This window comes from Starkeya nomas (assembly GCF_902703545.1).
GTDB lineage: Bacteria > Pseudomonadota > Alphaproteobacteria > Rhizobiales > Xanthobacteraceae > Ancylobacter > Ancylobacter moscoviensis.
In genome coordinates, this window is the sequence record NZ_CACSAS010000001.1 from 3,163,753 (window position 1) to 3,180,734 (window position 16,982).

General features: G+C 67.8%; 17 protein-coding genes. 9 read left to right on the forward strand and 8 right to left on the reverse strand.

The window, feature by feature from the left end:
• The first annotated feature begins 237 nt into the window (after positions 1-237).
• The 4 genes from STARVERO_RS15110 to sucD all read left to right on the forward strand — a co-directional run bounded on the left by STARVERO_RS15110 (position 238) and on the right by sucD (position 4,223).
• On the forward strand, positions 238-1,215 hold the full coding sequence (locus tag STARVERO_RS15110; RefSeq protein ID WP_144344249.1) for a 2-dehydropantoate 2-reductase: 978 nt from the start codon (positions 238-240) through the stop codon (positions 1,213-1,215).
• A gap of 12 nt (positions 1,216-1,227) precedes the next feature.
• Positions 1,228-2,001 (forward strand): fumarylacetoacetate hydrolase family protein, encoded by a 774-nt coding sequence (locus STARVERO_RS15115; RefSeq protein ID WP_159599758.1) that lies wholly within the window; start codon positions 1,228-1,230, stop codon positions 1,999-2,001.
• Positions 2,002-2,127: 126 nt separating this feature from the next.
• Complete coding sequence (gene sucC, locus STARVERO_RS15120; RefSeq protein ID WP_159599760.1) at positions 2,128-3,327, forward strand: ADP-forming succinate--CoA ligase subunit beta; 1,200 nt, start codon at positions 2,128-2,130, stop codon at positions 3,325-3,327.
• Complete coding sequence (gene sucD, locus STARVERO_RS15125; protein ID WP_144344246.1) at positions 3,327-4,223, forward strand: succinate--CoA ligase subunit alpha; 897 nt, start codon at positions 3,327-3,329, stop codon at positions 4,221-4,223. Before sucC ends, sucD begins: the two co-directional genes overlap by 1 nt.
• 69 nt (positions 4,224-4,292) lie before the next feature.
• Here the strand turns inward: sucD and STARVERO_RS23710 are convergent, their stop codons facing one another.
• From STARVERO_RS23710 to STARVERO_RS15135, 3 genes are all read right to left on the reverse strand, one after another.
• Positions 4,293-4,421, reverse strand: coding sequence for a hypothetical protein (locus STARVERO_RS23710; protein ID WP_272482981.1), 129 nt, complete (start codon positions 4,419-4,421; stop codon positions 4,293-4,295).
• A gap of 167 nt (positions 4,422-4,588) precedes the next feature.
• The gene (locus STARVERO_RS15130; protein ID WP_159599762.1) at positions 4,589-5,890 is read right to left on the reverse strand and encodes a hypothetical protein; all 1,302 of its coding nucleotides are present in this window, start codon (positions 5,888-5,890) and stop codon (positions 4,589-4,591) included.
• A 32-nt stretch (positions 5,891-5,922) separates the two neighbouring features.
• Positions 5,923-7,215, reverse strand: coding sequence for an adenylosuccinate synthase (locus STARVERO_RS15135; protein ID WP_144344244.1), 1,293 nt, complete (start codon positions 7,213-7,215; stop codon positions 5,923-5,925).
• A 284-nt stretch (positions 7,216-7,499) separates the two neighbouring features.
• Between STARVERO_RS15135 and STARVERO_RS15140 the strand changes: the two genes are divergently transcribed.
• Complete coding sequence (locus STARVERO_RS15140) at positions 7,500-8,405, forward strand: VOC family protein (RefSeq protein ID WP_200837823.1); 906 nt, start codon at positions 7,500-7,502, stop codon at positions 8,403-8,405.
• 100 nt (positions 8,406-8,505) lie between these two features.
• Positions 8,506-9,456 carry a DMT family transporter gene (locus STARVERO_RS15145; RefSeq protein WP_308677795.1) on the forward strand — a complete coding sequence of 317 codons (951 nt, stop codon included), beginning with the start codon at positions 8,506-8,508 and terminating at the stop codon, positions 9,454-9,456.
• Here the strand turns inward: STARVERO_RS15145 and STARVERO_RS15150 are convergent.
• Positions 9,434-10,273: a GNAT family N-acetyltransferase gene (locus STARVERO_RS15150; protein ID WP_159599766.1), complete on the reverse strand. Its 840-nt coding sequence runs from the start codon at positions 10,271-10,273 to the stop codon at positions 9,434-9,436. The two genes, STARVERO_RS15145 and STARVERO_RS15150, sit on opposite strands and share 23 nt — an antisense overlap.
• Positions 10,274-10,308: 35 nt before the next feature.
• On the opposite strand from STARVERO_RS15150, the gene STARVERO_RS15155 reads away from it, so the two are divergent.
• Entirely contained in the window at positions 10,309-10,764 is a 456-nt protein-coding gene (locus STARVERO_RS15155) for an ion channel (protein ID WP_159599768.1), read from the forward strand.
• Between the two features lie 20 nt (positions 10,765-10,784).
• On the opposite strand, the gene puuE is transcribed toward STARVERO_RS15155, so the two are convergent.
• Positions 10,785-11,702 carry an allantoinase PuuE gene (gene puuE / locus STARVERO_RS15160; protein ID WP_144344240.1) on the reverse strand — a complete coding sequence of 306 codons (918 nt, stop codon included), beginning with the start codon at positions 11,700-11,702 and terminating at the stop codon, positions 10,785-10,787.
• 174 nt (positions 11,703-11,876) lie between these two features.
• Here puuE and eda point away from each other — a divergent pair, with 174 nt between their 5' ends.
• Entirely contained in the window at positions 11,877-12,524 is a 648-nt protein-coding gene (gene eda / locus STARVERO_RS15165) for a bifunctional 4-hydroxy-2-oxoglutarate aldolase/2-dehydro-3-deoxy-phosphogluconate aldolase (protein ID WP_144344239.1), read from the forward strand.
• Between the two features lie 127 nt (positions 12,525-12,651).
• Here eda and serA read toward each other — a convergent pair whose 3' ends face one another.
• Both serA and STARVERO_RS15175 read right to left on the reverse strand, forming a co-directional pair.
• Positions 12,652-14,241: a phosphoglycerate dehydrogenase gene (gene serA / locus STARVERO_RS15170; RefSeq protein WP_200837916.1), complete on the reverse strand. Its 1,590-nt coding sequence runs from the start codon at positions 14,239-14,241 to the stop codon at positions 12,652-12,654.
• Positions 14,242-14,461: 220 nt separating this feature from the next.
• Complete coding sequence (locus STARVERO_RS15175; protein WP_159599772.1) at positions 14,462-15,637, reverse strand: phosphoserine transaminase; 1,176 nt, start codon at positions 15,635-15,637, stop codon at positions 14,462-14,464.
• A gap of 204 nt (positions 15,638-15,841) precedes the next feature.
• On the opposite strand from STARVERO_RS15175, the gene STARVERO_RS15180 reads away from it, so the two are divergent.
• Complete coding sequence (locus STARVERO_RS15180) at positions 15,842-16,267, forward strand: hypothetical protein (protein ID WP_244616779.1); 426 nt, start codon at positions 15,842-15,844, stop codon at positions 16,265-16,267.
• 33 nt (positions 16,268-16,300) lie between these two features.
• Here STARVERO_RS15180 and STARVERO_RS15185 read toward each other — a convergent pair whose 3' ends face one another.
• Positions 16,301-16,951 (reverse strand): outer membrane protein, encoded by a 651-nt coding sequence (locus STARVERO_RS15185; protein WP_159599775.1) that lies wholly within the window; start codon positions 16,949-16,951, stop codon positions 16,301-16,303.
• Positions 16,952-16,982 lie beyond the last annotated feature (31 nt).

The following is a 16,982-nucleotide window of genomic DNA, read 5'->3' on the forward strand; positions in this document are numbered from 1 at the left end:
GACAGACAATTGTTCTGGCCTATACACCGTGGACAAGCCGGCATTCGCCGAAGTAACTTATAAGACACGTCGCAAACACGCCCCGCAGGACACGCGAAGCGGCACAACATGCGCGACGTATTATCACGCCCTTGAATTCGCCCTTGACGAGGGACCTGTCGTCCCCAATCATGGCATACAAAATACCAAACAAGTTCCGGGCACCGCGGGGGTAGCCCGGACGCAGGAGGGAGTCCCATGAAGGTCTGCATCTACGGTGCCGGCGCGATCGGCGGCTATGTCGGCGTCCAGCTCAAGCGGGCGGGTGTCGACGTGAGCCTCGTCGCCCGCGGTGCCCATCTCGAAGCGATGAAGCGCAACGGCCTCAAGCTGCTCATCGACGACGAGGAGCGTGTCGAGCACATTCCCTGCTCCGACAACCCGGCCGACCTCGGCCCGCAGGATTACGTCATCGTGGCGCTCAAGGCCCATTCGGTGCCGGGCGTCGTCGACGCCATGCAGCCGCTGCTGGGCAACGACACCGCTGTCGTCACCGCGGTGAACGGCGTGCCGTACTGGTACTACTACAAGCACGGCGACCAGCTCGAAGGCCGCACGCTGGAGAGCGTCGATCCGGGCGGCAAGCAGTGGAACGGCCTGCGCCCCGAGCGCGCCATCGGCTGCATCGTCTATCCCGCGACCGAAGTGATCGAGCCGGGCGTCATCAAGCACGTCTACGGCGACAAGTTCCCGCTGGGCGAGCCCTCCGGGGAGATCACCGAGCGCGCCACCAAGCTGTCCGAGGCCTTCGCCGCCGGCGGCATGCGCGCGCCGGTACTGCCGAACATCCGCGACGAACTGTGGCTGAAGCTGTGGGGCAATCTCTGCTTCAACCCGATCAGCGCGCTCACCCACGCCACCCTCGACGTGATCGCCTCCGATCCGGGCACCCGCGCGGTCGCCAAGGCGATGATGCTCGAGGCGCAGGAGATCGCCGTCCAGTCCGGCGTGAACTTCCGCGTCGGCGTCGAGCGGCGCATCGACGGTGCCGGTGCGGTCGGCGCGCACAAGACCTCCATGCTGCAGGACCTGGAGCGTTCGCGCGCCATGGAGATCGACCCGCTCGTCACCGTGGTGCAGGAGATGGGCCGTCTCGCGGGCATCCCGACCCCGACCATCGACGTCGTGCTCAGCCTGGTCCGCCAGCGCGCGCAGATCGCCGGCTGCTACAACTGAGTTCGACGAAAAATGGCACATTGGGTTCGTTTCCAGCGCTCGGGCGCGGCCGGCTTCGGCACGCTCGAGGGCGACACCATCACCGTTCACAGCGGCAACATGTTCAACGGCGCGACGCCGACCGGGGAGCGCGTCGCGCTCGCCGAGGTCGAGTTGCTCAGCCCCACCGAACCGACCAAGGTCATCGCGCTGTGGAACAATTTCCACGCCCTCGCCGCGAAGCTCAATTCGCCGGTGCCGGCCGATCCGCTCTATCTGCTGAAGGCCGGCTCCAGCCTCACCAGCCCCGGCGCCACCGTACGCCGGCCGGCCTCCTATGACGGCAAAATCGTCTATGAGGGCGAGCTGGGCATCGTGATCGGCCGCAAGGCGACCGCGGTGTCCGAGGAGGAAGCCGGCGACTACATCTTCGGCTACACCTGCGTGAACGACATCACCGCCGCCGACATCATCAACAAGGACGCCACCTTCGCGCAGTGGGTGCGGGCCAAGAGCTTCGACGGCTTCGGCCCCTTCGGCCCGGTGGTGGCGACCGATGTCGACCCCGCCAGCCTCGTCGTGCGCACCGTGCTCAACGGCGAAGAGCGCCAGCGCTACCCGATCAGCGACATGGTATTTCCCGCGCAGCGGCTGGTCAGCCGCATCTCGCACGACATGACGCTCAACCCCGGCGACATCATCTGCTGCGGCACGTCGATCGGCGTCGGCACCATGAAGGCCCCGAGCAACACGGTTGAAATCGTGATCGAGGGCATCGGGACGCTCAGCAACACTTTCGTGCAGTAGCGCCCCGGCGCGCGAGCGCCTATAGGGAAATAGGATACGCCAATCGACGGGAAGGCCAAGGGCTTCGCGCCATGCGCTTCAGGCCCTATGCCCTCCCGGCCGTCCGGTTGTGGAGGAGCGGATTTAATGAATATCCATGAATACCAGGCCAAGGGGGTGCTCCGCGAATTCGGGGTCCCGGTGCCGAACGGCGTTGCCATTCTTGCGGCGGTCGAAGCCGAGGCCGCGGCGGCCAAGATTCCCGGTCCGGTGTGGGTGGTGAAGAGCCAGATCCACGCCGGCGGACGCGGCAAGGGCAAGTTCAAGGAAGCCGACGCGGGCGAGAAGGGCGGCGTGCGCGTCGTCAAGTCCGCCGCCGAAGCCGCCGCCAATGCCAAGCAGATCCTCGGCAAGACGCTGGTGACCATCCAGACCGGCCCCGCCGGCAAGCAGGTCAACCGCGTCTACATCGAGGAAGGCTCCGACATCGACAAGGAGTTCTACCTCTCCGCCCTCGTCGACCGCGCCACCTCGCGCGTTGCCTTCGTCGTCTCCACGGAAGGCGGCATGGACATCGAGGAAGTCGCCCACTCGACCCCCGAGAAGATCCACACCTTCTCGGTCGATCCGGCCACCGGCGTCATGCCCCATCACGGGCGCACCGTCGCGCAGGCGCTCGGCCTCACCGGCGATCTCGCCAAGCAGGCGGGCGATCTCGTGACCAAGCTCTATGCCGCCTTCGTCGGCAAGGACATGGCGATGCTCGAGATCAATCCGCTGGTCGTCACCAAGGACGGCAAGCTGAAGTGCCTCGACGCCAAGATCTCCTTCGATTCGAACTCGCTCTACCGTCACCCGGACGTCGTCGCCCTGCGCGATGAGACCGAGGAGGACGCCAAGGAGATCGAGGCCTCGAAGTACGACCTCGCCTATATCGCCCTCGACGGCACCATCGGCTGCATGGTGAATGGCGCCGGCCTCGCCATGGCCACGCTCGACATCATCAAGCTCTACGGCGAAAGCCCGGCGAACTTCCTCGACGTGGGCGGCGGCGCCACCGAGGAGAAGGTGACGGCGGCGTTCAAGATCATCACCGCCGACCCGAACGTGAAGGGCATCCTCGTCAACATCTTCGGCGGCATCATGAAGTGCGACGTCATCGCGCGCGGCGTCATCGCCGCGGTGAAGGCGGTCGGCCTCCAGGTTCCGCTGGTCGTCCGCCTCGAAGGAACAAATGTCGAGGAAGGCAAACAGATCATCCGCGACTCGGGACTGAACGTCATCCCGGCGGACGATCTCGACGACGCCGCCCAGAAGATCGTCAAGGCCGTGAAGGAGGCTGCGTGATGTCGGTTCTGCTGACCAAGGAAACCAAGATCATCACCCAGGGCTTCACCGGCAAGAACGGCACCTTCCACTCTGAGCAGGCACTCGCCTATGGCTCGAAGGTGGTCGGCGGCACCTCGCCGGGCAAGGGCGGCACCACCCATCTCGGCCTGCCGGTGTTCGACACCGTCGCCGAGGCGCGTGAGAAGACCGGCGCCGACGCCTCGGTCATCTACGTGCCGCCCCCGGGCGCGGCCGATGCCATCTGCGAGGCGATCGCGGCGGAGATCCCGCTCATCGTCTGCATCACCGAGGGCATTCCGGTGCTCGACATGGTGAAGGTGCGCCGCGCGTTGGACGGCTCGAAGTCGCGCCTCGTCGGCCCGAACTGCCCCGGCATCGTCACCGCTGGCGAATCGAAGATCGGCATCATGCCGGCCAACATCTTCAAGAAGGGCTCGGTCGGCGTGGTCTCGCGCTCGGGCACGCTGACCTATGAGGCGGTGTTCCAGACCTCGCAGGAAGGCCTCGGCCAGACCACCGCGGTCGGCATCGGCGGCGATCCGGTCAAGGGCACCGAGTTCATCGACGTGCTGGAGCTGTTCCTCGCGGACGACGCCACCGAGTCGATCGTCATGATCGGCGAAATCGGCGGCTCGGCCGAGGAAGAAGCGGCCCAGTTCCTCAAGGACGAGGCCAAGCGCGGCCGCAAGAAGCCGATGGTCGGCTTCATCGCCGGCCGCACCGCTCCTCCCGGCCGCCGCATGGGCCATGCCGGCGCCATCATCTCCGGCGGCAAGGGCGGCGCCGAGGACAAGATCGCGGCGATGGAAGAGGCAGGCATCGTGGTCTCCCCCTCCCCGGCCCGTCTCGGCAAGACGCTGGTCGACGTGCTCAACAAGCGCGTCGCGGCCTGACGCCGCGGCCTCCAGGCCGACACCACCAACAGAAAGCCCCGCGGCAGCGATGCCGCGGGGCTTTTCGTTTCAGGCCGGGTAGCATTCCGGTGGAAGGCCTGCGGTCTCTTCGTTCTCAAGCGTTTCGGCGATCAGGATCGTCATCCACGCATGGCAAACGATGAGCAGCGGCAGGACGGGAAACACCGTCTCGAACATGCGCTTTCTCCGATCATCCGTCTGTTGCAGCGCAACATAACGGAGGCCTCGGGTATCTGGTATACCTAATGCCAGATGGTGCCCCTGCGCGTCGCGCATGGCAAAGGACATGAAGCGGGGCTGAATCTCGCAAGCGTCGACGGCGCCAAACGACGCCGCACGGAGCGTCAGTTGTTTTCCTGCTCCGGCGGCACGGCAAGCCCCCACTCGGTGAAGGCCTTGCGGAAGGCGGCGTTGCCCGCGGCCCCCTTCTCCAGCACCAGAATGGCGCGGCGCCCGTTCTCGAACACGATCGGCAGGTCGAGCCAGTTCCGCGTGATCAGGAAGGCAAGGTTGCGCTGGATATCCGCATCGAGCGCCGAAAGACCGATCAGGAAGAAGCCCGGCGCCACCCGCACCGCGAGGCCCACCAGCGGCGCGCCCTGGGCGCCTTCCGAAGCCTTCGCCCGCATGCCCGGCACGTTCGACACATTGCCGAGGTCGAAGTTCTGCGGCAGGCGGAACTGCACCTCGATGATGTGCGACGCCGGAATGCTGGGATCCTGGTTGCGCCGCAGCGTCAGCGTCACCGCGATGTCGCGGGCCGGAATGGTGATGTCGCCACGAATGCCGATATCCGGCGCCTGCCCGTTGCTCGCGGGGCTGGTCTCGGTGCTCCACTTCACCGTGCCGACATATTGCTGCAGCCCCTGCTCGCCGCCGCCCGGGCTCTCCTCGAACAGCACCGCGCGCTGCGGCGCGTTGATGTCCTGCTCGCTGGGGGCATTGCCGGGGGCACTCGTCGCGGGACGCGACGAGTCGGGCGCCTGCGTGATGCGGTCGGTCGACTTCTGCGTCTCGGGCGTAGCCGGGCGCGCCGGCGCCTGCGCGGCCGGCCGCGGCGCCGTCTGGCCGCCGACGAGCGCGAGGATGGTCTCGCGCTGCGTGTAGCCGACCGCGCCAGCCGCAATCAGCAGCAACAGGAAGGCGAGAAGCGCGACCAGCTTGCCGCGACCGCCGCGGGCGGGCGCCGCTTCTTCCTGCTGAGGCTCGCCGATGTCGTTCTCGGCTACCTCGGTTTCATCGGCGTATTCCGTTGCGCTGGCCTCGCGGGCGCGCACCATGCGCGCCGCGTCGCTGCGCCAGTCATGGCGCCCGGCCGCCCCGACCTCTGGCGCCTCTGCGCCTTCCGGAGCGGGCTTCGCGGCGGAGACCTCGGGCGCCGGCCGCGACACCGGTGGAACCGGAGGCACGACGGGCGAGGAAACCGTTTCCCCGCTGCCGGCATGTTCCGCCTCCAGCCGACCGATGGCATTCTCCAGCGCCTGCTGCTCGCGATGGACATCGTCCTCCGGCAGCGGCGGATCGACCGCGCGGAGCTGGGCGAGCAGCGCCCGGCGCGCCCGCTCATAAACGGCCTTGCGCGCCTCCCCGGATTTGTCGGGAAGGCCGCCGATGGCGCGTGCAAGAAGCGGGTAATAGTCGGCCATAATGCAATCAGCTGGCGGGGATCAGGGAGCGATCACGATTCGAAGGGATTCTGTACCAGGATCGTATCATCACGCTCCGGGCTGGTTGACAACAACGCCACCGGGCAACCGATCAGTTCCTCGATGCGGCGCACATATTTGATAGCCTCGGCCGGCAGGTCGACCCACGAACGGGCGCCGGCGGTGGATTCGGTCCAGCCTTCGAGCGTCTCGTAGACCGGCTCGACCCGTGCCTGCGCATCCTGGCCGGCAGGGAAGTAGTCGATCTCCTGGCCGTCGAGCCGGTAGCGCGTGCACACTTTCAGCTCCTTGAAGCCGTCGAGCACGTCGAGCTTGGTCAGCGCGATGCCGTTGATGCCGGAAGTGCGCACGGTCTGGCGCACCAGCGTGGCGTCGAACCAGCCGCAACGGCGCGGACGGCCGGTGACGGTGCCGAACTCGTGGCCCCGCTCGCCGATCCGGCGGCCGGTGTCGTCGTGCAGCTCGGTCGGGAACGGCCCTTCGCCGACACGGGTCGTGTAGGCCTTGGTGATGCCCAGCACGTAGCCGATCGCGCCCGGCCCGAGGCCCGAGCCCGTCGCCGCCTGCGCCGCCACCGTGTTGGAAGAGGTCACGAAGGGATAGGTGCCGTGATCGACATCGAGCAGCGCGCCCTGCGCGCCCTCGAACAGGATCTTGGAGCCGTGCCGGCGCTCATCGTCGAGCAGCGCCCACACCCGGTCCATGAAGGGCAGCACCTTGGGCGCCACTTCCAGCAGCTCGGCGCGCAGCCGCACCCCGTCCACCTCATCGATACCAAGCCCGCGCCGCAATGCGTTGTGGTGCGCCAGCAGCCGCTCGATCTTGGCATCCAGCGAATCGGGGAAGGCGAGGTCCATCAGGCGGATGGCGCGCCGGCCGACCTTATCCTCATAGGCGGGACCGATGCCGCGCTTGGTGGTGCCGATCTTGGTGCCGGCGCTCGCATTCTCGCGAATCGCGTCGAGCTCGCGGTGCAGCGGCAGGATGAGCGCGACGTTCTCCGCCACGCGCAGCCGCTCGGGGCTCACCTCGACGCCCTGGTTGCGGATGCGGCCGATCTCGTCCACCAGCGCCCACGGGTCGAGCACGACGCCGTTGCCGATCACCGAGAGCCGCGCGCCACGCACGAGGCCCGACGGCAGAAGGGAAAGCTTGTAGGTGGTATTGCCCACCACGAGCGTATGCCCGGCATTATGGCCGCCCTGGAAGCGAACGACGACGTCCGCCTGTTCGCTGAGCCAATCGACGATCTTGCCCTTACCCTCGTCGCCCCACTGGGAACCGACGACGACCACATTCGCCACGAGCCACGCTCCTGATTGCGAGCCGGGGGCCGGCATGGTGCCGTGCCCGCCGCACAGACAAAACCCCGGCGAAACGGTCCGACCGGGGCTGCATCGTCTTAAGGGATGACTCCGGGTCAGGCAAGGACAGCCCATCCGCGACGGCAGGCCGCAACCGGGAGATCAACCGGGTCGGCAGGTATGACAGGAGGCAATTGCACCCGCGCAAGCGGAGGACGATTGCGCACGGGCCCGTCCCGCACAACTTTATGCAAACGGCGGAACTTCCGCCGGAAGGAGCCGTCATGACCACCATCACCGCCGATGCCGGAATCGTCGCGCCCCTCGCCGAGGCGCCCTCCCTGCCTGCCACCCTGCACATGGGTGCCGTGCGCCTGCGGGTGCGTGATGCCGCGCGCTCCATCGCCTTCTACACCGGCACGGTCGGCCTCACCCTTCTCGGTAGGACCGCCGAGGGCATCGTGCGCCTCGGCGCCGGCGACGAGGTCGTCGTCGAACTCGAGGAGGCGCCCGAGGCGCGTCCGCGTCCGCGCGGCACCACCGGCCTGTTCCACGTCGCCATTCTCGTGCCGGACCGCCCGTCCCTCGCCGTCGTCCTCAATCGCCTGATCGTGCAGGGCGTGCGTATCGGCGCATCCGACCATCTGGTCAGCGAGGCGCTCTATTTCGACGATCCGGACGGCAACGGCATCGAGATCTACCGCGATCGCCCGGCCGGCGAATGGAACTGGGACGGCCGCACGGTCGAGATGGCGACCTACCCGCTCGACCTGCGCGGCCTGCTCGCCGATCTCCCTGCCACGGCGACTGTCGGGACACCCATGCCCGCCGGCACCCGTGTCGGTCATGTCCATCTGCAGGTCGGCGAGATCGCCCGTGCCCGTCATTTCTATGTCGACCTCCTCGGCTTCGAGCTGACGACCGATCGCTATCCGGGCGCGCTGTTCGTCAGCGCCGGCCATTACCACCACCATCTCGGCCTCAACATCTGGCAGAGCCGGGGCGGCGGGCCGGCTCCCGCCGGCAGCGTCGGTCTCGTTCATTTCGAGGTGGTTCTTCCCGATGCCGCGGCGGTCGAGGCGCTGCGCGCGCGCATCCTCGCGGCCGGAGAGAGCGTCGTGCCGGTGGAAGGCGGCTTCGCCATCGCCGATCCCTGGGGCACCCGCCTGCATGTGCTGAGCCGCGTCTGAAACCGGGCGCGTGCGGCGCGTCATAAGCCGCCCGCGCCGGGCAATCAGATTAATTCATGGATCGGCCGGTGCCACAGAACGTGGAAATGCTCTAGAGCATTTGCGCGCCAACGACCTCGCACCCGGTCCCGCCATGTTCCGCCGCCTGCTGGACGCGCCTTACTTGCTGCTCACCCTGGTACCGCTGTTCTGGGCGGGCAACATCGTGCTCGGCCGGCACATCGCCGGGCATGTGCCGCCGGCGACGCTCGCCTGGCTGCGCTGGGTGCTGGCCGTGCTCATCCTGCTGCCCTTCGCCTGGCGGGCGATGCGCACGGAATGGCCGCTGGTGCGCCGTCACTGGCTGCTGGTCGGCGTGCTGTCCTTCACCGGCATCACGCTGTTCAACACCATGCAGTATCACGCGCTAGAGTTCACCCCGGCGCTCAACGCGCTGCTCATCCAGTCCACCGGACCGCTGCTCATCGCCTTCTGGGCGCTGGTGCTGAACGGCGATCGGCTCTCGGCCGGACAGGCCGCCGGCATCGGCCTGTCCCTGCTGGGCGTGCTCACCATCATCTGCCGGGGCGATCCGGCGGTGCTGGCGAACATCGAGTTCAACCAGGGTGACCTGTGGATGATCGCGGCGATGATCATCTACGGCATCTATTCCGCGCTGCTGGCCCGCCGCCCCGGTTTTTCCCAGCTCGGCTTCCTCGGCTACAGCCTCGCCATCGGCGCGCTGCTGCTCACCCCGCTTTTCGTCGCCGAACGCATGGTCAGCCCGCCCGTCACCTTCGACGCGCAGGCGATCGCCGCCATCGTGTACGTCGCCATCTTCCCCTCGGTGCTGGCCTATCTGTTCTTCATCCGCGGCATCCAGCTCGTCGGGCCGAACCGGGCCGCGCCGTTCTTCCACCTCATGCCGGTGTTCGGCTCGGCGCTGGCGATCGTGTTCCTAGGGGAGCAGCCCTTTCTCTACCACGCGGTCGGCTATGCGCTCGTGCTCCTCGGCGTGGTGATCGCCACCCTCTGGTCACCCAGGCGCGTCAGCCCAGCTCGAAACTCGTGACGCCGTAGAGCTTCTCCAGCGCCACCGGCCGGACAGCGCCCCTGTACATCCGTGCCGTCTCGAAGACCGGAGCAAGACCGTGGCGCCGGGCCAGTGCCAGGGCCGCCGGGTTGGGCTCGGGCACGTCGAGCACGATGTCGTCGGAACCCGCCGCCGCCCGCAGCGCGCGAAACACCGCCTCGGCCGCCGCCTCGTCCTCGGCGACCAGCGGCCCGATCTTCCGGCCCGCCGGCGCCGGACGCACCACGCCCCAGCCCGCGAGCCTGTCGCCCCGCAGCAGCCCGCGTCCGATATGCCCCGGCGCCGAAAGCCACGCCTTCAGGAAGGCGGCGCGCGGCGCCGGAAAGATCTCGCCGTCGCTCGCCTCGATGAGGCCGAAGGGCAGGTCCGCGAGATCGACCGTATCCCCTGCCTCGCCGGTGGCCGGGTTCCCGGCGAAGCGTATGTTGCGGTAGGCGAGCGCGAAGCCCTGCTTCGCATAGTTCGCCTGCTGCGCCGGCACGCCGTCGAGCCCGACGCTGCGCCCGCCCGCGTGGGCGAGGCCCGCCTGCCAGAGCTTCCAGCCGATGCCGCGCCCGCGCAGGTCCGGACGCACGATATAGAAGCCGAGAAAGGCGAAGCGCGCGTCGTAGTTCACCACCGAGATGGTCGCCGCGGGTTCGCCGTCGAGCTCGGCGAGAAGGAAGCCCTCGGGGTCGACCACGCCGAAGCAGGCCGCGTCGGCGAGACCGGGATTCCACCCCTCCTGCGCCGCCCAGTCGACGGCGAGGCATATTTCGTTCGCCCCGAGAGGCCGGATAGTGATCGTGCCGGTCATGGCGCGCGCCGCCGATTCGTTATGGGAGCACCATCATGCTGAATGAAATGATCGTCGGCATCGTCATGAATCTTCTGGTGATGCTCGTGCACCTCAGCGCCACCATCCTGCTGATTCTGATGGTCACTCCCTTCGAGAAATGGCTGGTGAAACGCCCCTATCTGCGCCTCATGGTGGCGCTGATCATCGTCAACATCGTGCTTCTCGCGGCCCATATGGTGGAGGTCGGCCTCTGGGCCGCCGTCTATGCCATTCGCGATCTCGTCGCCGATCCGGCCGATGCCTACTACTCCGCCTTCGTCAACTACACGACGCTCGGCTACGGCGACGTGCTGCAGGGCACCCGCACGCGCCTGCTCGGCCCCATGACCGCCGGCAGCGGCATCCTCATGTTCGGCTGGTCGACGGCGCTGCTCATCTATGTGCTGCAGGGCCACCTGCCGCGCATCGCCCACAGCCGGATCGACAGCAAGAGCGACAATGAGACCTGAGAGCTCCCGGCGTCTCAGCCTCACTCCGGCTTGTGGTGGGCATGCCAGTGCCGGGCGATGTCGATGCGGCGCGGCACCCAAACCCGGTCGTGCTTCTCGATATGGTCGAGGAAGCGCTGCAGGCCGACGATCCTTCCCGGCCGCCCGACGAGCCGCCCGTGCAGACCGATGCTCAGCATCTTCGGCGCCTCCGCCCCCTCGGCATAGAGCGCGTCGAAGCTGTCGCGCAGATAGGCGAAGAACTGGTCGCCGGAATTGAAGCCCTGCGGCGTGGCGAAGCGCATGTCGTTGGTGTCGAGCGTGTAGGGGATGGAGAGATGCGGCCCGCGCGGCCCCTCGACCCAGAACGGCAGGTCGTCGGAATAGATGTCGGAATCATAGAGGAAGCCCCCCTCCTCCATCACCAGAAGCCGCGAATGCTCGGAGGTGCGCCCGGTGTACCAGCCGAGCGGCCGCTCGCCGACGAGTTCGGTGTGCAGGCGGATCGCCGTCTCGAAATCCGCCTTCTCCGCCGCGTGGGAATGGTTGCGGTAGTCGATCCATTTCAGCCCGTGGCTGGAAATCTCCCAGTCCGCTTCCTTCATCGCCGCCACCGCTTCCGGGTTGCGGGCCAAAGCGGTGGCGACGCCGTAGACCGTCACCGGCAAGCCGCGCGCGGTGAACAGCCGCCACAGCCGCCAGAAGCCGGCGCGCGAGCCGTACTCGTAGATCGACTCCATGTTCATGTGCCGCTGGCCCGGCCAGGGCTGGGCGCCGACGATCTCCGAAAGGAACGCCTCCGAGGCCGCGTCGCCATGTAGGATGCAGTTCTCGCCGCCTTCCTCGTAATTGACCACGAACTGCACCGCGATCCGCGCGCCGCCCGGCCATTTCGGGTCCGGCGGATTGCGGCCATAGCCGATCATGTCGCGGGGATAGGCGGAATCGATCTTGAACATGCGAAGCGTACTCGGCGGGTGGAAGCGGAACGAACGTCGTCCGTCCGTCAGGCTAATGCGTTACAGGCAAGGGCGGAACATTATCCCGCCCTTGTCGCATAAATCTTGCTTGGTCCTCTCGACAAGCCGGCTCCCGGTGGTCTTGATGGGCCGGAACAGTCACCAAGGTGCCCGATGTCGCTTCCCGATCCCAGCTTTCTCCTCGCCCGCGCCCCGGTCGTTCCCGTCGTCACCGTCCCCAGCGTGGCGACTGGCGTCAAGCTCGCCCGGGCGCTGACGGAAGGCGGCCTGCCGCTGATCGAGGTCACGCTGCGCACACCGGCGGCGCTCGAAGCCATCGCCGCCATCGCCGCCGAGGTGCCGGACGCCATCGTCGGCGCCGGCACGGTGACGCGGCCGGAGCTGATCCAGAAATCCATCGACGCCGGCGCGCGCTTCCTCGTCAGCCCCGGCTGCCCGACCGCGCTGGCCGAGGCGCTGGCCGAGGCGCCGGTGCCGGTCATGCCCGGCTGCGCCACCGCCACCGAGGCGATGACATTGCATGCCCTGGGCTTCCCGGTGCTCAAGCTCTTCCCGGCCGAATCGGTCGGCGGCGTCGGCCTCATCAAGTCCCTCGCCGGCCCGCTGCCGGACCTGCGCTTCTGCCCGACCGGCGGCATCGGCCCGTCCAATGTCGGCTCCTACCTCGCCCAGCCCAACATCCTCGCCGTCGGCGGCTCGTGGGTAGCGCCGAGCGAGGCGGTGAACATGGGCGACTGGGAGCAGATCGTGGCGCTGGCCAAGGCGGCCTCGAAGCTGCACCGGGCCTCCTTCCCGCTCTGACCGCTTCCGACCCCTTCGCAAACGAAAAGCCCAGCTGCGCGTACACGCGGCCGGGCTTTTTCTCTGGCTTCCACGGTCATCGCCCCGGGGAGACCCGCGGCCATGACCGTCCGGCACGCCGGCGTTCTCAGAACACCAGCGGCTTGGCCTGCTTGACCGAGGGGATCTGCTGCACCTTGTCGAGCAGTTCCGCCGGCACCTTGCCGTCCACCTCGACCAGCGCGATGGCGTCGCCGCCCTGGCGGTCGCGGCCGAGCGCGAAGGTGGCGATGTTGATGCCGGCGTCGCCCAGCAGGCTGGCGAAGCGGCCGACGAAGCCCGGCCGGTCCTCGTTGGTGACGTAGAGCATGGACGGCGCGAACTCGGCGTCGACCTTGATGCCCTTGATGTCGACGATGCGCGGGCGCCCGTCGGCGAACACCGTGCCGGAGATTGAGCGCTCCATCTTCTCGGTCACCACCGTCAGCGTCACCAGGCTCTCATAGTCGCCGGCGATCTCGCGGGTGGTCTCCTCCACCACGATGCCGCGCTCCTTGGCGATGCTCGGGGCGGAGACGACGTTCACGTCCTGCAGCGCCGGGCGCAGCAGGCCGGCCACCGCCGCCGAGGTCAGCGCCTTGATCTTCAGCCCCGCCACCGCGCCGTCATAGGTGATGCGCACGGTCTTGATATCGGTGTCGGTGAGCTGGCCCGCGAACGAGCCGAGCTTCTCGGCGAGCTCGATGAAGGGCTTCAGCTTCGGGGCTTCCTCGGCGGTGATCGACGGGAAGTTCACCGCGTTGGAAATCGCCCCGCGCAGCAGGTAGTCGCTCATCTGCTCGGCGACCTGCAGCGCCACGTTCTCCTGCGCCTCGGTGGTCGAGGCGCCAAGATGCGGAGTGCAGATCACGTTGGGGTGGCCGAACAGCACGTTCTCGGTCGCCGGCTCGGCGGAGAACACGTCGAAGGCCGCGCCCGCGACCTGGCCGGAATCGAGTGCCGCCGCCAGCGCCGCCTCGTCGACGAGGCCGCCGCGCGCGCAGTTGATGATGCGCACGCCCTTCTTGGTCTTGGCGAGCGCCTCGGCGGAGAGGACGTTCCGGGTCTTGTCGGTCAGCGGCGTGTGCAGCGTGATGATGTCGGCGCGGGCCAGCAGGTCGTCGAGCTCGACCTTCTCCACGCCGATGTCGAGCGCGCGCTCGGGCGAGAGGAACGGGTCGAAGGCGATGACCTTCATCTTCAGCCCGACGGCGCGGTCGGCGACGATGGAGCCGATATTGCCGCAGCCGATGACGCCGAGCGTCTTGGCGGTCAGCTCGACGCCCATGAAGCGGTTCTTCTCCCACTTGCCGGCCTGGGTGGAGGCGTCGGCGGCGGGGATCTCGCGGGCCAGCGCGAACATCATCGCGATGGCGTGCTCGGCAGTGGTGATGGAGTTGCCGAACGGCGTGTTCATCACGATCACGCCCTTGGCGGTGGCGGCCGGGATATCGACATTGTCGACGCCGATGCCGGCGCGGCCGACCACCTTCAGGCGCGTGGCGTTCTCGAGGATCTTCGGCGTCACCTTGGTCGCCGAGCGGATCGCGAGGCCGTCATAATTGCCGATGATCTCGGCGAGCTTGTCCTTGTCCTTGCCGAGGGCCGGCTGGAAATCCACCTCGATGCCGCGATCCTTGAAGATCTGCACGGCGGCGGGCGAAAGGGCATCGGAAATCAGAACGCGGGGAGCCATGATTTTCGTCCAGTCAGACGGTTGATGTCGACCCGCCTCTGGCGGGAGGGCAAAGGGTCCCGCCGCTGGCGGGAGGGGACGACGAAGCGTTCGTCGGGCGCATGCTCGGAAAAAGGTTCGACGGCGAGACGCGGCCGGGAGGAGAGAGCCAATTCGCCGTCGAGCCGGAAGCGGCCCCTTCGCCGTCCCCTCGCGTCAGCGGCGGGGGAACGCGCGGAAAGGATCAGGCGGCCTGCTTGAGGCCCGCCTTGGCGCTGGCGAAGGCCCAGTCGAGCCAGGGCAGCAGCGTTTCCAGGTCGGACGTCTCGACCGTGGCGCCGGCCCAGATGCGCAGGCCCGCCGGAGCGTCGCGATAGGCGCCGACGTCATAGGCGACGCCCGCCTTCTCCAGCGCGGAGGCCAGCGACTTGGCGAAGGCCGCCTGCGCGTCGGCGGCGAGCGCCTTCACCTCGGGGTCGGCGACGACGAGGCACACGCTGGTGTTGGAGCGCGTCGCCGCGTCCTTGGCCAGGAAGTCGATCCAGGGCGTCTTCGCCACATAGTCGGCGAGCACCTTGAAGTTCGCGTCGGAGCGCGCGCGCAGGCCCTTCAGCCCGCCGATCCGCTTCGCCCAGTTCAGCGCGTCGATGTAGTCCTCGACGCAGAGCATGGACGGGGTGTTGATCGTCTCGCCCTCGAAGATGCCTTCGATCAGCTTGCCACCCTTGGTCATGCGGAAGATCTTCGGCAGCGGCCACGCCGGCACGTAGCTCTCCAGGCGCTCCACGGCGCGCGGCGAGAGGATGAGCATGCCGTGCGCCGCCTCGCCGCCCAGCACCTTCTGCCAGGAGAAGGTCACGACATCGAGCTTGGCCCAGTCGAGATCCTGCGCGAAGGCCGCCGAGGTGGCGTCGCAGATGGTCAGGCCCTTGCGGTCCGCCGGAATGAAGTCCGCGTTCGGCACGCGCACGCCGGAGGTGGTGCCGTTCCAGGTGAACACCACATCGTGGTCGAAATTCACCTCGTTCAGGTCCGGCAGATCGCCATAGGGCGCCTTCAGGACGCGGGCGTCCTTGAGCTTGAGCTGCTTGACGACGTCCGTCACCCAGCCTTCGCCGAAGCTTTCCCAGGCGAGCATGTCGACCGGGCGGGCGCCGAGCAGCAACCACAGCGCCATCTCGACCGCGCCGGTGTCGGACGCGGGAACGATGCCGATGCGGTAGTCGGCGGGAATTTCGAGGATTTCGCGGGTGAGGTCGATGGCGAGCTTCAGCTTCGCCTTGCCGACCTTGGCACGGTGCGAGCGGCCGAGCGGAGCATCGCTCAAGGCCTCCAGCGTCCAGCCGGGACGCTTGGCGCAGGGACCAGAAGAAAAATTGGGATTCGCCGGCTTCGCCGCCGGCAGAGCGATATTCGTCATTTTAGCCATCCTTCCAGATGGGTGCCCCTCGGTGGGGAGGGGTAGCCCGAGCGGGGATGTACTCCCGTCCCGAACCGAACGCAAGGGGCTTCGGAATTGTCCGGACCTCCAGATAATACCTGGCGCGAGGTACAGTATTCCTCAGTGGAACGTATCGGATCGCAAAGTCGTTCTCCCATGTCGTTGCAAAAACGGGAGAGTGTCATGAAGATGACCGCAATCGTTCTGGGAACGGCCTTCGCCGGCGTCGCGAGCGTCGCCTGGGCCGGTCCGTGCACCGAACGCATCACTACGTTGGAGAAATCGCTGTCGACCAGCGATGCCGGCTCCGGCCCGACCCGCTCGACCGACATGCCAACCACGGCGCCGAACGAGAGCGTGCCGAGGGCCGGCGAAACGCCCGGCACGGGCGGCACCGCCGGCATGAACGCCACGGTCGGCAACCGCGCGACCTCGCCCGCCGACGTCCGCGCGCAGACCAGCGGCTCCGGCACGGCGGCGCAGGGCGGCGCCTCGGCCGCGATGCAGCTCAGCGATGCTTTGAAGCGGGCGAAGACCGCCGATCAGGCCGGCGACAGCGCCACCTGCATGCGCGCCCTCGACGAGGCCGAGCAGTTGCTGAAGGGCTGACCCGGCGCGGCGGCCTCCCCCGGCCGTCGCCGTTCAGTCGATCAGGTAGCGAAGGCCTATGCGCACCTCATGGGCGCTCTGGCCGAAATCGAACCGGCCGCCGCCCGCTTCTTCGAGGTTGATGTAGCGGTAGCCGACATCGACCTGCCAGTTCGGCGCCACGGTCACCGCGGCGCCCGCCGTCAGTGCCCAGGCAAGGCCCCAGCCGCTGCTGTCGCCGGCGGGAAGACCAAGCAGCCGGATGTCGCTGGCGGAAACGTAGCCGCCGCCGATTCCCGCGCCGACATAGGGCGTGATGCCGTGCCAGGTGCCGAGGTCGGCATAGACATTGGCGAGCACGGTGGTGGCGCTGAAGTCGGCGGTCACGCCGGTCGCCGCATAGTCGGCGCTGGTGCGGTAGTCCGCCGTCACGTCGACGCGGAACATGTCGTTCAGCCGAACGCCGGCGCCGATGCCGACCAGCCAGGCGTCGTCGAGGGAAGAATCCCGCAACCCGAAGCCGGGGCGCAGGCCGTCGGGCGTCTCGTTGAAGACGTAGCCGACATCGCCGCGCAGATACCAGCCGCTGGTGTCCTCGATCTTCGGCGCCTTCGCCAGCAGATCGTCGTCGTCCATCGAGAGGCCCGCCTCGTCCGCCCGCGCGGAATGACCCGCGAGAAGGCTGGCGCCCAGGAGCCCCGTCATCAGGGCGAACGCCCCGTAGCGGGAAGACTTA